Genomic DNA, 17,318 nt, shown 5'->3' on the forward strand with positions numbered 1-17,318 from the left:
CCCGCCAGCTCGCACTGCACCGCCAACGGCACCTCGTCGCAGCGCTCAATCCATTGCGAGCGCTCGGCCTGAGTCATTCCCCTAGCTTTTTTTTGAGCCAATCGACCTGCATCTTCAGCCGCCCAATCTCGCCATACAGCTTGTCTTCCGGGCTGCTTTCATCGACTGGCTTGGGACCACGCTTGGCATCAAACAAGGCCGCCGCGTTGTCCAGGATTTCCTTCTTCCATTGGCCAACCAGGACTGGATGCACGCCGTACTCCTGCGCGATCTCCGTCACCGTCTTCACTCCGCGCACCGCCTCAAGGCCCACCTTGCCCTTGAACTCCGCCGTGTGCACTCGCCGTTTTTTACCTTCACTCATTTGCTGTCATCCTTTCACGGACCACAGCTTAAACCATCGTCTCAAATTCGGGATCCACTATACCGACGAACGTCGCCCGCCGTCTAAACCAACGCAAAGGACGCCGTACAACTCATTCCTATCACAAATCAAAAGCTTGATGGCGTTGGTCTTTGAGATATACTAATTTCCATACTGCAAGATAAACAATTTGACAAAGGAGATTGTAGTGAACACTGAGTTAGTGAACGGAATTGAAATTTTAGCAGCCGTCGTCAAAGCAAATCCAAGCATGATTGCGATGGCAAAACAGCAAAAAATCTTCCCAGAAGTCGAACGCACCGTCGTGGCGCTAATCGGCAATGCAACCTCTACAGGCGAATCGCTTTTGGCTTACGAAAAATTTGGGAGCCTCGTCCCAGATTGGAAATTTCTTTTTGCCTCCGAAAAGGGATCAGCACCAGGCTTTGCCGTGAATCGTAACTTCTCTGATGGTTCAGTCGTGCGCGGCTTGTTTTCAACCGAACGGGCTGTCGTTTTAGATCAAGGTATCCACGACGACATGCTTTCTAAGCGCGAGGCCACGTTCCCGATTGACCACTCCATAGCACTCGATACGCAAGCGTTAAGTTATTTACTTCCTTATCTCAACGGCAAGACTGCAAATTTACCAAAGGACTTTCACGAAATCTTCTCGTTCATCTCCCAAGATGAAGTTTCCGTCGATCCCATTCCCTACCTCACCGAAAATTTACCCAACATACTTGTAGAAAAAAATGTTCCCCATATTACTGATCGACTAGCGGCCTACGAAGTTCTTCGAACAATTGACGCAAAACATTTCAGGGAAACTCAAGAAGTCCGCTCAAAAATTTCGCAAAGTGAGCGAAATTCGAACGTAGAAAAATTTGTCCGCAAGATGATCCAGGACGCGTCCGAGCCAAAATTGATGTCGGCGGTCCTTCGTCAGCATACCTTGCTTTATTGTTTGCTGCTCAAAATGTCAACAATTCAATTGGGCAGCCCGGGGCGATCTTCAGATGCGAAACTCCATGAACTTGTGGAATTCATGGATTCGCAACTGCACACGGTATTTGCTCGTGAAATTGTGGTTGCCGCAGAATATTTTTCCAAAGGACAAAATTTGACCTTTTTTGGAAAGATTCACAAGCGCCCGTCAGATGGGCTACCCGACCTCATCGCACAGTTGAAAAATATGGCTTGGGATTTTTGGCACATTCGATACATTGAAGAGGCCGCCACCCATGAGACTCCACGTCCTGACACGACTCCGATCCAACCTCGCTATTTCTTTCCAGCACTCCTAACATGTGACAAGAAATTTATCGAAATTATCGATTTATACCCACTCAAATCGTGTGCCTACCAAAAAGGAAGCAGAAGTCCGATCCCGTTCGCGGCTAAAGACTGGATTGCAATTCTCTCTGGTTCGCCAAATGCTGAAGCAACAATAATGGAAAAGTATTTTTCTAGAGAGGCTATTCACCGCCGAGATATAAAGCGCGAGGACGTGAATACTAAACTACCGGCATTGGTCAAGAAACTCGAAGAGGAGTTTGCGAAAGCTGCATGTACAGGTAAATAATCGTACAAATTTGCGGAGCTAGTGGCTCGTGGCCTGCGAAAACACGTGCCATCTTCACGGGGGGAGGTACAGTCAGCGCCCCCTTGGCCCATGAGTCCTCTTCATCACGCGAGATGGTCCTTCCGAAGGTTTTCAGTTTTAATGGCACAAATCACGTTTTTCACGTTCCGTGTCAGATACTGAACGTGTTCGGGACGAAGAACTTGAGAAGTGCGTTTGCAAATCAAGGCCCGGTTTTTCAGGAATGATGTCACTCGACAAAATATGAGCTTTTCAGATAGGATAGAAAGTTACCTTGTTGGTTCCATTTTTTTATCCCGAGTTCTGAAGCCGATGCTGGGGAAAATAACCTCATTGCGCATTATTTTCTGGGGTAATATGCTTGAGTTGAATTGTGCAATTTGTAATTAATTAACGGAAAGCCGAACAATACCCAAATCATGACATCAACCCTCGCCTATTACAATCAACACGCAGACAGTTTCTTTGCAAATACCGTTCAAGTAGATATGTCGGCTTTGCACGATCGTTTCTTATCATCGATCAATCCGGGTGGAGTAGTGCTCGACGCAGGGTGTGGTTCGGGGCGGGACGCCAAGGCATTTCTAAGCCGAGGCTTTCGCGTCTCTGCTTTCGATGCATCGGAAGAATTGGCGCAGTTGGCAGAAAAACATGCTGGCATCGATATTTCCGTACGCAGCTTCCTCGATGTCCAAGAGCAGTCCTGCTACGACGGCATATGGGCTTGTGCGAGCTTGCTTCACCTCAATCGAAATAGCCTTTCAACGGCACTGCGCAGTCTGTGGGCGGCACTCAAACCGGGTGGCGCGTTCTACGTCAGCTTCAAACTCGGCGCTGGCGAGCGCGTTCAAGATGGCCGCCACTTCACCGACGCGGATGAAGCACAACTCAGCGAATGGTTTGCCGACCTACCCGACGTGCACAAGGTTGAATACTGGATAACGGCAGATCGGCGTCCCGGCCGCTCCGAGCAATGGATAAACGCGATTGTGTTCCGGGAGAGCACTCCCAGAGACCACCTGATCACTGGTGGGGACGATCCATTTCTACCGCACCTCAGCGCGGCGATTAATCAGGCGTCCGAGATCGATCTAGCCGTGGCATTCGTCAAGACGACAGGCCTGCGCCTCCTGCTGCCAGATCTGCACAGCGCGATCAAGAAGAACGAGGAATTGAAACGCGCGCCGGCGCGCGTCCGCGTGCTGACTAGCGATTATCTTGATGTCACAGACCCCGAAGCCTTGCGACTGCTGATGCTGCTACAAGAACAAGGTGCTCAAGTCAAAGTCTACGAGTCGGCCGGCAGCAGCTTCCATTTGAAGGCCTATCTGTTCGCGCGGATCGATGGCGAAAATGGTCTCAAAGGCACAGCCTTCATCGGCTCCAGCAACATCAGCAGGCAGGCGCTGAAAAATGGACTGGAGTGGAACTACCGCGTCGACTATCCGGGCGACAATGGCTTTCTCGAAGCCCGTTCCAGATTCGAAGAGCTGTTCGTCAATCCCCGTTGCATTCCTTTATCGAACGCATGGATCGACCAATATGAAGCGCGCCGCGTTCCAATGCCGCGCGCAGTCGCGCCGGGAAGTTTGGAGCAAGATCCCCCACCACAGCCGACGCTGATTCAAAACAACGCCTTATTCGCGCTGGCGGAAACGCGCGCCGAAGGCTTTGGCCGTGGGCTGGTGGTCCTCGCGACCGGCCTCGGAAAAACTTGGCTCGCGGCGTTCGATGCCGAACAGCTCGGCGCGAAGCGCGTGCTGTTCGTTGCCCATCGCGAAGAGATATTGAACCAGGCTGCGGAGACCTTCCTCAGAATTCGCCCGAGCGCGCGTGTCGGCTTCTACGCCGGACAAACTCGCGACGTCGAAGTGGACATCCTGTGTGCGTCAGTGCAGACGCTGAGCCAAGACGTTCATCTGGAGCGCTTCTCGCCAAGCCACTTCGATTACATCGTCGTCGATGAGTTCCACCATGCCGCAGCGCCCACATATCGCCGCCTGCTAGCCTACTTCTCACCGCGCTTCCTGCTGGGGCTAACGGCGACCCCGGATCGATCCGACCAGTCCGATATTTTGTCGCTGTGCGATGACAATCTCGTCTTCACTTGCGGTCTGTTCGACGGCATCAATTCAAAATTATTGGTGCCCTTCCACTACTACGGCATTTTCGACGGCTCGGTGGACTACACCGAAATCCCATGGCGTAACGGCCGCTTCGATCCAGACCAGTTGTCCAACAAGCTGGCGACACTGGCGCGCGCCAGACACGCGCTGTCGGAATGGCAGCGCCGCAAGCAGGAACGGACCTTGGCCTTCTGCGTATCGATCGCGCACGCCGAGTTCATGTCCGCGCAATTTGCCAAAGCGGGCATCGCCTGCGCCGCCGTCTACGCAGGCTCGACAATGAGCCGCGCCGACGCGCTGGAGCGCTTGCGAGATGGCCGTCTTGCCGTGATCTTCTCGGTCGACCTGTTCAACGAGGGCGTGGACTTGCCGGCCATCGACACGGTGATGATGCTGCGTCCAACCGAATCCAAGATTCTTTTCCTTCAGCAGCTGGGCCGGGGCCTGCGCAAAAGCGATGGCAAGGAGAAGCTGGTTATCCTCGATTTCATCGGCAACCACAAAAGCTTCCTGCACAAGCCGCAGGCCCTGTTCGGAGTCGAGTCGAGCTACAAGCATCTGGCGAATTTCGCGCGCAAGGCTCAGGCGAATCAGCTCAACCTGCCCGACGGCTGCTTTGTGAACTACGACTTGCAATTGATCGAGTTCCTCAAGTCCCTCGACAGCGACGGCATCAAGAACGAATACGAAGCCTTGCGCAATAGCCTGGGTAGACGGCCAGCGCTGGCGGAATTCTATCGCTCCGGCGCCAGCATGCAGTTGATGCGGAACGACTATGGCTCGTGGTTCGCACTGGTCGATGCGATGGAGGATCTGGACGTTGACGAGCAAGAAATCCTCGCCGCGCATCGGGCCTTCTTGCGCGAGGTGGAAACCACGTCAATGACGAAGAGCTTCAAGATGGTGCTGCTGGAGGCCTTCCAGGAGCTGAACGGATGGTCCACGCCCCCTACGACAGCGGATCTTGCCGAGCGCTCCTGGCGCGTGCTGCAGCGGCGCCGCGCTTTACTTATCGATCTCCCGAGCGAGCAGCGCGACTTGCCGGATGGTGCAGGCGCGGCATGGCAGCGGTACTGGGCCAAAAACCCTGTTGAAGCTTGGGTTGGCGGCAACCGTGCGTCCAAACAGAACTCGCATTTCGCCGTGAAGGATGGGCAGTTCCGGGCGGTGTTCGGCTTGTTGCCGGCGCACCAGAAGAAATTTGAATTGATGGTCCAAGACCTGATCGACTATCGACTGGCGGCGTACGAAGTCCGCCGCATCAATACGGAACTGCCTGACAACGTTATACCTTTCAATCGCAACACAAAGACCGGTGGCGTCGAGCTGCCGTTTTTCCCCAACCTCAAAATCGCCTGCGGTCATTTCAAAACCGGCTCGGCCGATGCGGAAGAATATAGGACGCTCGGCGCAGCGTATGGGCACTTGGATGCGCAGCGGCACTTCATCGCCCGCGCGTCCGGTAATTCGATGGATGGTGGCAAGCATCCTATTCAGGACGGTGACTATCTGCTGTTGGAGCACATAACGCCGAGCAGCGCCGGCTCGATCACGGGCACGGTGATCGCCATCGAGCGTCAGGATGAAACGGGAGAAGGCTTCCAGTATCTGCTACGCACGGTCTTGAAGGCACCGGACGGCGGCTATGTACTTCGCGCAAGCAATCCCGATTTCGAGGACATGCCGGCCACCGAAGAAATGCGTACCAGGGCGCGGCTCAAGGCCGTCATTCCTCCGCTAGAACTGGCGGTGGGTCGCACCTTCCCGCGCGAGGATATCCCCGCCCTCTTTGGCGAGCAATTCAACGTCGGCAGCTGGAATGTCGGACATGTGGCGCTGGCAAGCAAACAAGCGGTTGTGCTGCTGGTTACCATAAACAAGCAGGGCAAGGCCGTCGATCACCGTTATCTGGACCATTGGATAGATGACAAGACTTTCCACTGGCAAAGCCAAAACTCGACGTCGCCGAGCAGTAAAAAGGGCATGGACATCATTCATCATGTCCAGAATGGTGTCGCGATTCACTTGTTCGTGCGCGAAACCAAGCTCGAAAATGGCAAGGGCGCGCCGTTCGTCTATCAAGGGCCGGTACGCTACTTGAGTCACACAGGTAGCAGCCCAATGAGCGTTGTCTTCGAGCTGGACACGTAGCCTACCGCTAGTGAAGGCGAACTGAGCCTAGAAAAGCCCGGACGATGTGTTCCAGCACGTCCAAATCGCTCAGTTCGCACTCCCACACCACCAGCACATCCCAGCCGGCCAGGCGTAGGGTCTCGGCCGTGCGCTCGTCGCGCTGCTTGTTGCCGTGCAGCTTCTCGCGCCAGAACTCCACCCGTGTTTTGGGTATGCGCCCGCCCTTGCAGTTGTCGTGCAGGTGCCAGAAGCAGCCATGCACAAAAATCACCTTCTTCCTCCCCGCGAACACCAGGTCGGGCGAGCCCGGCAGCTTGCGCACGTGCAGCCGATAGCGGTAGCCGGCGGCGTACACCAGCTTCCGCACGATGAGCTCGGGGCGGGTGTTCTTGCCGCGTATCCTGCTCATCAAGGCGCTGCGCGCCGCCTGATCGATGCTATCCACCATGAACCACCCCACCCGCCTGCCGGCTGTTCCTTTTTCGGCCGTCTACACCACTCCATGATCGCGCTGTTTGCGCAATCTTCAAGGTCCGTTTGCGCGAACACAAAGCTATGTTGTTGAAGACTGTATAAAAACACAGTAAAATTAACTCAGCAGCGCACCCGACGAACGGCCCGATGCCGCCGGCGACGCAGGCCGCCTCATCTTTTGGTTTGATCGCGGCGGCGCCGGTGCTTTATACTGCTGCACAAATTTCAATCGCCCAGGCGAGCGAAAAGTTGACGTAATGCTTACCCCGCGCAGCCCGTTCCGCGCGGCGCTGTCGCTCCACTTGCCTTTGCAAAGACCCACCGGCTAGATCGCGTCCCCTCCAACATCGATTCGTTCCTGCCCTATCAGAAAACCATGTACAACCCGCCCCTCACCTCCGCCCTGACGGACAAGCGCCCAGCGGTCCTTCCCCGCGCCCTGGAGTCCATCGAGCTGTTCGCCGGCGCCGGCGGGCTGGCGCTCGGGTTTTCCGGCAACGACGTGCGGCACCGGGCGGTGGTGGAGTGGAACAGCCACGCCTGCAACACCATCCGCAACAACAAGCGCAACAACGTGGCGCCGATCAGCCACTGGCCGGACGTGACCGAGGGCGACGTCAAGAACTTCGTCTACGCGGGCCACCAGGGCATTGACCTGATCACCGGCGGGCCGCCCTGCCAGCCCTTCTCCATGGGCGGCAAGCACGGCGGCTTCCTCGACGAGCGCGACATGTTCCCGCAGGCGATACGCGCGGTGCGCGAGGCCAAGCCGCGCGCCTTCGTCTTCGAGAACGTGCAGGGGCTCACACGCGCGGCCTTCGCCGACTACTTCAGCTACATCCTGCTGCAGCTGGAGTTTCCCTCGCTGGCGGCCAAGCCCAGGGAGCAGTGGCCGGACCATCTGCGGCGCTTGCAAAAGCACAAGGCAGGCGGCAAGGCCAGCGAGTACCACGTCTACCACCGCCTGGTGAACGCGGCCAACTACGGCGTGCCGCAAAAGCGCATGCGGGTGTTCTTCGTCGGCTTCCGCGCGGAGGACAAGATCGACTGGGAGTTTCCGCGCGAGACGCACAGCCACGACGCGCTGCTGCTGTCGCAGTGGCACACCGGCGAGTATTGGGCGCGGCACCGGGTGGCGGCCAGGAACCGGCCGGCCCGGCCGGAGGGCATGGACAAAAAGATCCGCGCCATCCTGGCCGCGAACCCGAACGCGGACGTGCTGCCCTGGCTGACGGTGCGCGACGCCATCGCCGACCTGCCCGACCCGGAGCGCCAGCCGACCAAGGAGCTGCCGCAGGCGCACCGCTTCCAGCCGGGCGCGCGCAGCTATGTGGGCCACACCGGCAGTCCGCTGGACGAGCCGGCCAAGGCGCTCAAGGCGGGCGACCACGGCGTGCCGGGCGGCGAGAACATGCTGCGCCGGCCGGACGGTTCGGTGCGCTATTTCACGGTGCGCGAATCGGCCCGCATCCAGACCTTCCCGGACGACTTCATCTTCGACGGCACCTGGTCGGAGACCATGCGCCAGCTGGGCAACGCGGTGCCGGTGCGGCTGGCGGCGGTGATGGCCGAGCAGGTCTGCCGGCTGCTGCGCGACTAGGCTCGGGCGGCGCGCGGCGCGGGCACCAACATACAACAGTTCTCCGTTTACTTCACTTGGCTTGATTCCACCCAATTCCGTGTTGGCAGCGCCACGCAACAATGCCTTTGGTAGACGCAATCAACCAAGGAGAACAGCATGGCAAGTGCTTCTTGGGTATCAATCTTCGAACCGGCACGAGCATTTCCGGGGCGAGCTGCTGAAGTCTTGCTGTGTTTCGCAGGTAGAGAGAGTTTCCCTGAAGCTAACGCGAACTGCCTGTAATCACTTGTTATCATTTTCTTGATGCGGTGTAATCGATAGGCTACACTTATCAGGCATAGTTGCCTGGTTCTGCAGGAGGGTGAACTATGTATGAAATAGTCAAAGACCCAAAATTCGACGAGTTCTTCAACGGTCTCACGGATGAGAAAACGAAAGCCAAGATTACGGCAAGTATCTTCAGGTTAGGGCTGGGAAATCCGGGGAAGTCCGAGCCAGTTGGTCAAGGCGTACATGAACTGAAAATTGATTATGGCCCAGGGTGGCGCGTCTACTACCTGAAGATCGGCAAGCAGATCGTTGTCTTGCTCGGCGGGGGAACAAAGAACGGGCAGCAAAAAGACATTGATGCGGCCAAGGAACGGGCAAGAACATACCGGAAAACGTAGCCAAATGGCTGGCTTGCCGCATCACAGCTTGGAAAGTCCAGGAGGACAGTATGGAAACGGCAGAAAACCCAGTTGCAAATGATCAATTTGACATCGAGAGAATAAAAGCTCTTCCCAAATACGAGGCGGCCGATTACTTGCGCACCGAGGAAGCTCTGGTGGCGTTCATCAACGAGTTCCTTGCCGACTCTGACGCGACCATGTTTGCGGAAGCGATACTGGTTGCTTGCAAGGCGAAGGGCATGACAGAGGTTGCAAGCAAGGCCGGCATAGCTCGCGAATCGCTGTACAAAGCACTACGGCCACAGAGTCAACCCAGGTTTGACACCATCTTAAAAGTGTTGCACGCGATCGGGCTCAGACTGGTTGTTCAGCCAATTTGTGCTGAGAGTAGCGATCGATCCCTCGGCAATGGCACAACTTCTTAAATGCCAGGATGCGTGGGATGACATGCTTGGTCGCCGCCCAGTGGCGCGCGAGCGGCGTTGCATCTTATCGGCATGCTGTCGCGGCGCAAGCCAGCGCCGTTAAAACCACGGTTCGCCGTAGCCCGGGTCGTTGGCGACGATGCGGTAGTCCTTCAGCCAGGCCTTGAGTTTCTTGCGGTCGCTGAAGGTGTCGAGGCCGGCCTCGACTGCGTTCCATAGGCATAAAGCAAAATGAAATCGCTCCTTATTTTAACTTCGCCGGCAAAATAAAATAGCGCTGCTCGTTATTTCGGTTTCCATCATTACGTCGGTTCAAGAAGGTCAGGAGGCTCTGACCTCGTCGAGCAGATTGGGGTGACGATCCAGCAGCTTGAACAACTTGACCAAGGCCAGCGGCGGCTTGGTCTTGCCGTTTTCGTAGCGCGAGAACGCGTTGATCCCACCGCCGAATATTTCGGCGGCTTCACGCTGGTCAAGACCGAGCTTCTTGCGCACGTCGGTGATAAAGCCGGGATCGACAATGGCCGCATTCACCTGCTTGGAGAAGGCCTGCATTTCACACATGATGCGGTTCGATTCCGCCGCATCCAAGATGGACTCGGCGCAGGCCGGGCAAAATTCGCCCGCCACGGCGGCGATGACGGTGCTGTCACCCTTGTAGGTGTAGGGAATGTCGCGGGTGTCGTGGATCAGTTCGGCCGCGCCGCAGACAGGACATTTCATGTTCATCGCTCCTTGAAGGACAATCGGCATGCCATCGACGACCGTCACCTTCGCGGTTATCCGCGCGGGCATGCGCACACTATAGCCTTCTTGCCTACCCGCCGCCCCGCTACTAAAATTAAACTGAAAAATTTAATTAAGGCCAATGCCTAGTTAAGCTGCCTTAATTAGCGTGGCAGCTGACTTAGGGGAGCATCCCGTCCCGTTCGTGACGCGCTGATTGCGGCCACGGCGATCGTACATGGCATGACCGTCGCAACGAGAAATGTCGCCGATTTCACACCAACAGGTGTTCGCCTCCTCAATCCCTGGACGGGAGAATATTTCAATACCTAGCTGCCAACCCGGCAAGCTTGCCCGCCCCGCCACACAATCTGCCTTAGAATGGCGGCATGAAAGCCGACAAAGCCCTCGCCGTCTACCGCCGCATGCGCGGGCAGCCCTTGTGGCGCCTGCTCGCCTCGGGCAACGGGCCGACCGTGCTGGGCCTGCTGCAAACCCATCTGTACGACCACGAGCGCAGCCTGCCGGCGTCGATCCTGCACGAGCGCATCGAGCGCGAGCTGGAGCGCCTGCGCAACCTGGGCGAGGACTGGGGGCCGACGGCGCAGACCTACGTCGCCGGCTGGCTGGCCGAGGGCTATCTGGAGCGCCGCTTCCCGGCCGGCGCGGCCGAGGAGGAGTACGAGCTGTCGAGCGCCACCATCGAGGCGATCCGCTTCATCTCCGGCCTGGTCAAGCCGCACGCCTCGGCCACGGAGAGCCGCCTGGGCCTGGTGATCGACGCGCTGGCCCGCCTGTCCGACGACACCGACAGCGACAAGGCGCGCCGCGTCGCCCGCCTGCGCGCCGAGCAGGAGCGCATCGAGCGCGACATCGCCGCCATCGAGCAGGGCGTGCTGCAAATCCTGCCGGAGGCGGCGGCGCTGGAGCGCACGCGCGAGGTGATCAAGCTGGCCGACGACCTGGCCGGCGACTTCCGCCGCGTGCGCGACCAGTTCGAGCAGCTCAACCGCGAGCTGCGCGAGCGCATCATGGAGAACGACGGCAACCGCGGCCAGGTGCTCGACTCGCTGTTCGCCGGCATCGACCTGATCACCGAGAGCGACGCCGGGCGCACCTTCGCCGCCTTCTGGCGCCTGCTGACGGACCCGGAGCAGTCGGCCACGCTGGAGCAGGCGCTGGACCAGTTGATGTCGCGCGACTTCGTCGCCGGCCTGGAGTCGCAGGAGCGGCGCTTTTTGCTGCGGCTGACGCGCACCCTGCTGGAACAGGGCGGCATGGTGCACGACGTGCTGCAGTCCTTCGCGCGCAGCCTGAAGAACTTCGTGCAGAGCCGCGAGTTCCAGGAGCAGCGCCGGCTGAACCAGCTGCTGCGCCAGGCGCAGCTGGCGGCGCTGGCGCTCAAGGACGAGGTCAAGACCACCGACACGCTGGCCTTCACGCTCACGCTCACCAGCAGCAAGCTGGCCTCGCTGTCGCAGTGGCTGCTGCACGACCCCACGCTGCAGGCGCTGCCGGGCAAAATGCGCGACGGCGAGGCGGCGCCGATCGACCTGGAGTCGGTCGGCGAGCTGGTGGCGCAGTCGGAGATCGACTTCCGCAGCCTGAAGGCGGACGTGCGCGCCGTGCTGGCGCTGCGCTCGCAGGCCTCGGTGGGCGACGTGCTGCTGGCCCACCCGGCGGCGCAGGGCCTGGGCAGCGTGCTCGGCCTGCTGGCCCTGGCCAGCCGCCACGGCGTGGCGGCGGCGGCGCAGGAGACCGTCAGCTGGACCGGCGGCGACGAGCAGCGCCGCAGCGCCCGCATCCCCACCATCTACTTTGTCAAGGAACGCGCCGATGAACTGGTCTGAACCACAACACGAGACCGACACCCCGGCCGTCCCCGAGGTATCCACCGTCGCCAGCGAAGCCGGCGAGGGCGCGCCGCCGGCCACGGCGCTGTTCAACGGCGACAGCGGCGAGCTGCCGCTCGACACGCGCCGCGCGCTGGTGCAGCTGCTGTCTGGCCCCGCGCTGGACGGCCGCCGCCACGCCAAGCTGTGGCCCATCCTGTTGCGCGACGAGGTGACGGTGCGGCGCCGCCTGGCCGAGCTGTTCCTCGAGCTGGTGATCGACCGCGACATGCAGGTCGCCTTCACCCGCCAGGCCGACACCGGCGACCTGGAGGTGCCGCTGCTGCTGCGCCGCGCCCAGCTGACCTTCATCGACTCGATCCTGCTGCTCTACCTGCGCCAGCGCCTGACCCAGGCCGACGCGCAGGGCGAGCGCGCCGTGGTCGACCTGAGCGAGATCGTCGACAACCTCACGCTGTACGAGCGTGCCGCCAGCACCGACCGGGCCGGCTTCACCAAGCGGGTCAACGCCTCGGTGGAGAAGATCAAGAAGCACAACATCCTGCAAAAGATCCGCGCCAGCGACGACCGCTTCGAGATCTCGCCCACCCTCAAGCTGCTGTTCTCGGCCGAGGAAATCCAAACGCTCACCGGGCTGTACCAGCGCATGGCGGCGGGCGACCCGGCCGCACTGGGCAAGCAGCCCACGCCCGACGAGGAGGACGAGCAATGACGCCGGCCGCAGCGACATCGGCGCCAGCGCCGGCCGCGCCCTTCTCGCGCGAGCAGTTCCGCATGGCGCGGCTGCAGGTGTACAACTGGGGCACCTTCGGCGAATTGCACGAGGTGCCGATCAGCGAGCGCGGCTTCCTCATCGTCGGCCGCTCCGGCGCCGGCAAGTCGACGCTGCTGGACGCCTTTTCGGCGCTGCTGGTGCCGCCGCGCTGGGTCGACTTCAACGCCGCCGCGCGCGAGGCCGACCGCGCCGGCCGCGACCGCAACCTGATCAGCTACGTGCGCGGCGCCTGGGCGGCGCAGAGCGACGCCAACTCCGGCGAGTACACCACGCGCTATCTGCGCAGCGGCACCACCTGGTCGGCGCTGGCGCTCAACTACCAGAACGCGCTGGGCCAGCAGGTGACGCTGGTGCAGCTGTTCTGGCTGCGCGGCAGCGCCAACGGCAACACCGACGTCAAGCGCTACTTCCTGATCTTCGAACGCGCCTTCGACCTGCGCGAGCTGAGCGAATTCGGCGACAGCAATTTCGACGTGCGCAAGCTCAAGCAGACCTTCCCCGAGGCCCACGCGCGCGACGAGTTCCGGCCCTACTGCGAGCGCTTCTGCCGCCTGCTCGGCATCGACAGCGAGATGGCGCTGCGCCTGCTGCACAAGACCCAGTCGGCCAAGAACCTGGGCGACCTGAACGCCTTCCTGCGCGACTTCATGCTCGACAAGCCGGAGACCTTCGCCGTGGCCGACCGCCTGGTCAGCGAGTTCGGCGAGCTCAACGCGGCGCACCAGGCGGTGGTGACGGCGCGCCAGCAGGTGCAGATGCTGGTGCCGGCGCGCGAGCGCCACCAGCAGATGCAGTCCATCCAGCTGCAGCGCAACGGCCACGAGGAGCTGCGCGCCGGCATGCACAGCTACCGCGAGCGGCGCCGCATGGCGCTGCTGGAGACGGCCCTGGCCGCCCTCGCCGTCGAGCTGGACGGCCACGCCGGCCAGATGCGCCGCCAGCAGGACACCCTGGACAACCGCGGCGCCGCGCTACGCGACCTGGAGCACCAGCGCCGCGAGGCCGGCGGCGGCCAGATCGAGCATTGGGAGAACGAGAAGAAGGGCCTGGAGGAGCAGCGCGGCGAACGCCTGCGCCGGCGCGGCCAGGCGCTGGCCGCCTGCACCGCGCTGGGCTGGACGCTGCCGGCCACGCCGCAGGGCTTCGCCGAGTTGATCGGCCAGGCCCGCGAGGAACTGGCCCGCTGGAGCGCCGGCGGCCTGGCCGAGGAGCCGCTGCTGCTGCTCGGCCAGGCCCGCGCCGAGGCGGTGGCCGAGCGCGAGGCGGTGGCGCAGGAGATCGCCTCGCTGCGGCGCCAGCCGTCCAACATCCCGGCGCAGATGATCGCGCTGCGGCGCGACATCGCCGGCGCCATCGGCGTGGCCGAGGCGGCCCTGCCCTTCGTCGGCGAGCTGCTCGAGGTCAAGGCCGATGAGGCGCCGTGGCGCGGCGCCGCCGAGCGCGTGCTGCACGGCTTCGCCCTGTCCATCCTGGTCGACGAGGAGCACTACGGCGCGCTGGCCAACCACATCAACGGCGTCAACCTGGGCCGCCGGCTGGTGTACTTCCGTACCGGCCGCGCCGAGGCGGCCGCCGCGCGGCCGCTGCGCGCCAACTCGCTGGTGCTCAAGCTGAAGGTCAAGGACGGCGCCCACGCCGACTGGCTGCGCGCCGAGCTGCGCCAGCGCTTCGACTACGACTGCGTCGAATCGATCACCGCCTTCCGCGCCGCCAGCGAGCGCGCGCTCACGCGCGAGGGCCAGATCAAGCACAGCCGCACGCGCCACGAGAAGGACGACCGCAGCGCCATCGACGCGCGGCAAAACTGGGTGCTGGGCTTCGACAACCGCGAGAAGCTGGCCCTGTACGAGCAGCAGCAGCGCGAGCTGCTGGCCCGCGTGGCCGGCTACGACGCCGAGCTGGCGCAGCTGCGCCGGCATATGGCGGAGAGCGGCGCGCGGGCGCTGCAATGCCAGGCGCTGGTCAACCTGCAATGGCAGGAGATCGACGTGCAGCCGATGGTGCAGCGCATCGCCGCCATCGACCACCAGCTCAAGGCGGCCCGCGAGGGCAACGCCGAGCTGCGCCAGATCGACGCCCGCCTGCGCGAGCAGGAGGAGCTGGTGCGCCAAGCCGCGCACGGCTTGAACGAGACCGACGTCGAGCACCGCACCTGCCAGCGCAAGATCGACGAGCACCGCGTCCAGTTGACGGCGCTGCGGCAGGACGCCAGCATCGTCGCGCCCACGCCGCACCAGCAGCAGGGGCTCGACGAACGCTACGCCGCCCTGCCCGACGGCGTCACGCTGCGCACCCTCGACGGCGCCGACCGCGCCGTCAGCAGGGCGCTGGGCGCCGACATCGAGCGCCTGAACCAGGACATCGCCCAGTGCGAAAAATTCGTCGAGGCCCGCTTCAGCGCCTTCATCAAGGAGTGGAAGGCCGACTCGGACGGGCTGGACGCGGCGCTGGCCTCCGCGCCGGACTTCTTCGCCAAGCTGGCGCGCTTGGAGACGGACGGCCTGCCGGCGCACGAGCAGCGCTTCTTCGAGCTGCTGCAAAACCAGAGCAACCAGAACCTGGCGGCGCTGTCGACCTATCTGAACGACGCGCGCAAGGCCATCCTGGAGCGCATGGAGCTGGTCAACGCCAGCCTGCGCCAGGTGCCGTTCAACCAGAACGCCGGCCAGAGCACCACGCTGCACATTCTGCCGAGCGACCGCCAGCTGCCCGAGGTGCGCGAGTTCAAGCAGGACATCCAAAAGGCGCTGAGCAACGCCTGGGGCGAGGAACGCGAGGCGGCCGAGGCACGCTTCGTCGCCCTGCGCGGCCTGGTCAACCGGCTCGGCAGCCAGGAACCGGAGCAGCGCCGCTGGCGCGAGGCGGTGCTGGACGTGCGCCTGCACGTCGAGTTCACCGGCAAGGAGATCGACGCCGACGGCAACGAGGTCGAGGTCTACCAGAGCGGCGCCGGCAAGTCCGGCGGCCAGCGGCAGAAACTGGCCACCACCTGCCTGGCCGCCGCGCTGCGCTACCAGCTGGGCGGCAGCGACCACGGCCTGCCGATGTACGCGCCGGTGGTGCTCGACGAGGCCTTCGACAAGGCCGACAACGAGTTCACCGCGCTGGCCATGAACATCTTCGCCAACTTCGGCTTCCAGATGATCGTCGCCACGCCGCTCAAGTCGGTGATGACGCTGGAGCCCTTCATCGGCGGCGCCTGCTTTGTCGACATCCGCGACCGCAAGGTGTCCGGCGTGCTGATGATCGAATACGACGGCGAGCGCCAGCGTCTGCGCCTGCCCGAGTACGCCCGCCAGGAGGCCGCCCTTGAAGCTGCCGGCTGACGTCGCCCAGCTGCTGGCCAAGCGCTTCGCCAACCAGCACCGCGACTGGCTGGCCGCCACCACGCCGGAGCAGCATTGGCCGCTGCCGATCGCGCTCGGCCTGCCCACCGAGCAGGCCGCGCTGCGCCAGGTGGAGGCGGTGCGCGCCTGGGCCGAGGCCTGGCGCGCCTGGCGCGGTCCGGGCGAGCTGCGCTGGACCGAGCGGCGTTGGAAGGTGCTCGGCACGCAGCGCCTGCCCGAGTCGCTGATCCTGCACGAACCGGCGCAGGCCGCCATGTGGAGTGGCGAGCACGAGCGCTGGCAGCGCGCCGCCGCCCGCTTCCAACTGATGACGGCGCGCTGGCCGGCGCTGGCCGGGCGTCTGCCGCGCCTGTTCGGTGTATTGGCCGACTACGCCGACGCCGACTTTCAGCGCCTGCTCGACCTGCTGGCCTGGCTGCTGGCCCATCCCAATTCCGGCCTGTATCCGCGCCAGCTGCCGCTGGCCGGCATCGATTCCAAATGGATGGAGCAACGGCGGGGCGTGCTGGTCGACCTGCTGGCGGCGCTGCGCACAAGCCCGCAGGCACCGGACGGGCCGGACGGGCCGGACCAGGACGCCGGCTTCTACGCGCTGAGCGGCCTGCGGCGGCCGCCGGTCCAGCTGCGCATGCGCGTGCTGGACGCGCAGCTGCGCGCCCGCCTGGGCGGCCTGGGCGACGTCACCGCGCCGGTGGAGGAGCTGGCGCGGCTGGACCTGCCGGCGTCGGTGGTGCTGATCGTCGAGAATCTGCAAACCGGCCTGGCGCTGGCCGACCTGCCCGGCACGGTGGCCTTCATGGCGCTCGGCTACGGCGTCGACCTGCTGGCCCAGCTGCCCTGGATCGCGCCGGCGCGCTGCCTCTACTGGGGCGACATCGACACCCACGGCTACGCCATCCTGCAGCGCGCCCGCGGCCACCTGCCGGGCCTGCGCTCGCTGTTGATGGACCAGGCCACGCTGCTGCGCTGCGCGCCGCTGTGGAGCGACGAGAAGGTGCAGCACGGCGCGGCCGAGCTGGCCGCGCTCACGGCGGAGGAAGGCCTGGTGTATCGCGGCCTGAAGCAGCAGCAGTGGCGTCCCAACCTGCGCCTGGAGCAGGAGCGCATCGACTGGGACTTCGCCTGGTCGGTGCTGTTACGCGCAGTCGGATAGACGCAAGGCTTAGGCCGGCATCCCCCTCATCCGCCAAGCCCCCCAACCCGGGACATAGAAGCCGGGGTCTGACCCCGTACGGG

The 17,318-nt window shown here is 62.4% G+C and carries 11 protein-coding genes and 1 pseudogene; 9 read left to right on the forward strand and 3 right to left on the reverse strand.

Features of this window, described 5'->3' with window-relative positions:
* Window positions 1-364: pseudogene (locus tag BM252_RS26870) on the reverse strand (IS3 family transposase); the annotation flags it as partial.
* Between the two features lie 208 nt (window positions 365-572).
* Here BM252_RS26870 and BM252_RS30580 point away from each other — a divergent pair.
* The gene (locus tag BM252_RS30580; RefSeq protein WP_139236771.1) at window positions 573-1,949 is read left to right on the forward strand and encodes a hypothetical protein; all 1,377 of its coding nucleotides are present in this window, start codon (window positions 573-575) and stop codon (window positions 1,947-1,949) included.
* 440 nt (window positions 1,950-2,389) lie between these two features.
* The gene (locus BM252_RS26875; RefSeq protein WP_093390743.1) at window positions 2,390-6,247 is read left to right on the forward strand and encodes a DUF3427 domain-containing protein; all 3,858 of its coding nucleotides are present in this window, start codon (window positions 2,390-2,392) and stop codon (window positions 6,245-6,247) included.
* A gap of 7 nt (window positions 6,248-6,254) precedes the next feature.
* On the opposite strand, the gene BM252_RS26880 is transcribed toward BM252_RS26875, so the two are convergent.
* Window positions 6,255-6,677 carry a very short patch repair endonuclease gene (locus tag BM252_RS26880; protein WP_093390744.1) on the reverse strand — a complete coding sequence of 141 codons (423 nt, stop codon included), beginning with the start codon at window positions 6,675-6,677 and terminating at the stop codon, window positions 6,255-6,257.
* Window positions 6,678-7,079: 402 nt separating this feature from the next.
* Here BM252_RS26880 and BM252_RS26885 point away from each other — a divergent pair, with 402 nt between their 5' ends.
* The 3 genes from BM252_RS26885 (at window position 7,080) to BM252_RS26895 (ending at window position 9,381) form a co-directional block, all read left to right on the forward strand.
* Window positions 7,080-8,303 carry a DNA cytosine methyltransferase gene (locus tag BM252_RS26885; protein WP_245774471.1) on the forward strand — a complete coding sequence of 408 codons (1,224 nt, stop codon included), beginning with the start codon at window positions 7,080-7,082 and terminating at the stop codon, window positions 8,301-8,303.
* A gap of 350 nt (window positions 8,304-8,653) precedes the next feature.
* Complete coding sequence (locus tag BM252_RS26890; protein WP_093390745.1) at window positions 8,654-8,953, forward strand: type II toxin-antitoxin system RelE/ParE family toxin; 300 nt, start codon at window positions 8,654-8,656, stop codon at window positions 8,951-8,953.
* A gap of 50 nt (window positions 8,954-9,003) precedes the next feature.
* Window positions 9,004-9,381 carry an addiction module antidote protein gene (locus BM252_RS26895; RefSeq protein WP_093390746.1) on the forward strand — a complete coding sequence of 126 codons (378 nt, stop codon included), beginning with the start codon at window positions 9,004-9,006 and terminating at the stop codon, window positions 9,379-9,381.
* A 321-nt stretch (window positions 9,382-9,702) separates the two neighbouring features.
* Here BM252_RS26895 and BM252_RS26900 read toward each other — a convergent pair whose 3' ends face one another.
* Window positions 9,703-10,104 (reverse strand): type II toxin-antitoxin system MqsA family antitoxin, encoded by a 402-nt coding sequence (locus BM252_RS26900; protein ID WP_093390776.1) that lies wholly within the window; start codon window positions 10,102-10,104, stop codon window positions 9,703-9,705.
* Window positions 10,105-10,496: 392 nt separating this feature from the next.
* Between BM252_RS26900 and BM252_RS26910 the strand changes: the two genes are divergently transcribed.
* From BM252_RS26910 to BM252_RS26925, 4 genes are read left to right on the forward strand one after another with little or no spacing between them, the layout of a single operon-like run.
* Complete coding sequence (locus BM252_RS26910; RefSeq protein ID WP_093390747.1) at window positions 10,497-11,957, forward strand: DUF3375 domain-containing protein; 1,461 nt, start codon at window positions 10,497-10,499, stop codon at window positions 11,955-11,957.
* On the forward strand, window positions 11,944-12,672 hold the full coding sequence (locus tag BM252_RS26915) for a DUF4194 domain-containing protein (protein ID WP_093390748.1): 729 nt from the start codon (window positions 11,944-11,946) through the stop codon (window positions 12,670-12,672). Before BM252_RS26910 ends, BM252_RS26915 begins: the two co-directional genes overlap by 14 nt.
* Window positions 12,669-16,061, forward strand: coding sequence for an ATP-binding protein (locus tag BM252_RS26920; protein ID WP_093390749.1), 3,393 nt, complete (start codon window positions 12,669-12,671; stop codon window positions 16,059-16,061). The genes BM252_RS26915 and BM252_RS26920 overlap by 4 nt, the downstream gene beginning before the upstream one ends.
* Window positions 16,045-17,235, forward strand: a complete 1,191-nt coding sequence (locus BM252_RS26925) for a DUF3322 domain-containing protein (RefSeq protein WP_093390750.1) — start codon at window positions 16,045-16,047, stop codon at window positions 17,233-17,235. Before BM252_RS26920 ends, BM252_RS26925 begins: the two co-directional genes overlap by 17 nt.
* The last annotated feature ends 83 nt before the right edge of the window (window positions 17,236-17,318 follow it).

Origin of the sequence: Rugamonas rubra, from assembly GCF_900114705.1 — a bacterium.
Classification (GTDB): domain Bacteria; phylum Pseudomonadota; class Gammaproteobacteria; order Burkholderiales; family Burkholderiaceae_D; genus Rugamonas; species Rugamonas rubra.